General features: G+C 32.0%; 1 protein-coding gene. It reads right to left on the bottom strand.

Annotation, left to right across the window (positions count from 1 at the left end; genetic code table 11):
* Positions 1-32 precede the first annotated feature (32 nt).
* A complete protein-coding gene (locus tag FNW21_RS16195) occupies positions 33-1226 on the bottom strand; it encodes an ISL3 family transposase (protein WP_144257786.1) in 1194 nt (397 codons plus the stop codon).
* Positions 1227-1277: the final 51 nt, after the last annotated feature.

The following is a 1277-nucleotide window of genomic DNA, read 5'->3' as shown; positions in this document are numbered from 1 at the left end:
GGCTCTTCGCCTAAATTAGTGGAATTGTGTTTTTAGGCATTACCTAAATAATATACCATTTTTATGAAATTATCTGGATTTCTATAACCTCTTGCTCTGGATCTCGCTAACTGCATCACACTATTCAATCCTTCAGAAACAGCATTTGTTATTCCTGTTTTTATTGATTTTACAATTCCATTATAGTGATTCCTTATTGTTTTAATGAAGGTATTTATGGGTTTAAGACACGCAGATGTCGCTTCTTGAATCCATTTTTCTATCATTGGTTCAATTGCATAAGATTGTACATTCCATAATTGATCAAATTTATTTTTAATTTGGTAGGCTATAGTTGTATTTAAAGTACTGTCGCTTAAATATTGTTCTAATCTACCTGCTTGATTTTCTGTTAATTTAGCTTCACTTTTTAACCAAATGTATTTTGATTTTTTCAACGATTCAACTCTTTTAACCTCTTCTATTCGTACTAGATTTAGTGCTTTATTCATCCCTTTTTTGATGTGAAATCTATCAAAAACTACTTCCGCTGCTGAAAAATATTCTTTTTGACCAGCTTGGTAGGATACTGACATATCCATACTAAATAATTCTATATTACCAGGGAACCCGCCATTATCCCAAAGCCAACCATAGAACAATTCAAAAACTTCTTTTTTTCTTCCTTCTGTAACAAATATAACTTTACCCGTGTCTAAATCTGTAAAAATACTGATGTAATTATGTCCTCTTTTTACAGCCGTTTCATCTACACAAACACGTTTAATTTGTTTAAAATCAAACTTTTGAATTATATCTTTATCTACCCAGTAATTAAAAACACGCCATAAATTATTATCAGGTTCGCCTAATTCCCTACTGATAGCAGAGGCGGACATTTCTTTGTATAGACGTATAATTAAAGCCTCAAATTTAAGGCTGTAATGGTTTCCTTTACGGTCCCAAGGGGTAGAATGAACAACTTTGACACCGTCCTTGCTACAACTTATTCTAGGAACTTTAATGTTTAAATAGCAACGATAATCAAATAAATCCAAATGCCTTATGCGTTTTACATTACCGTCATGAACTTTACATAACTCGCCACAATGGGGACATTCAAATTTTGAACCCCTTTCATATTCAATATAAACATCTATTACTTGTGTGTGATGTTGAACATCTATATTTTTTAAAACCCATGGAGACTTAACTCCTAACAAAATCCCTAATCCGTCTAATTCCATACCCTAAAATTAAACCTTTTTATAACTTTCCACTAATTTAGGCGAAGAACC

This window comes from Flavobacterium restrictum, from assembly GCF_007097245.1.
In the GTDB taxonomy this organism is placed as follows: domain Bacteria; phylum Bacteroidota; class Bacteroidia; order Flavobacteriales; family Flavobacteriaceae; genus Flavobacterium; species Flavobacterium restrictum.
The sequence above is the reverse complement of the archived record's forward strand: the minus strand, read 5'-3'. Positions and strand labels throughout refer to the sequence as shown.

What these genes read in the sequence shown, in the direction of transcription:
- FNW21_RS16195 (WP_144257786.1), bottom strand. Translation starts at nt 1,226, where the DNA reads ATGGAATTAGACGGATTAGGGATTTTGTTAGGAGTTAAGTCTCCATGG.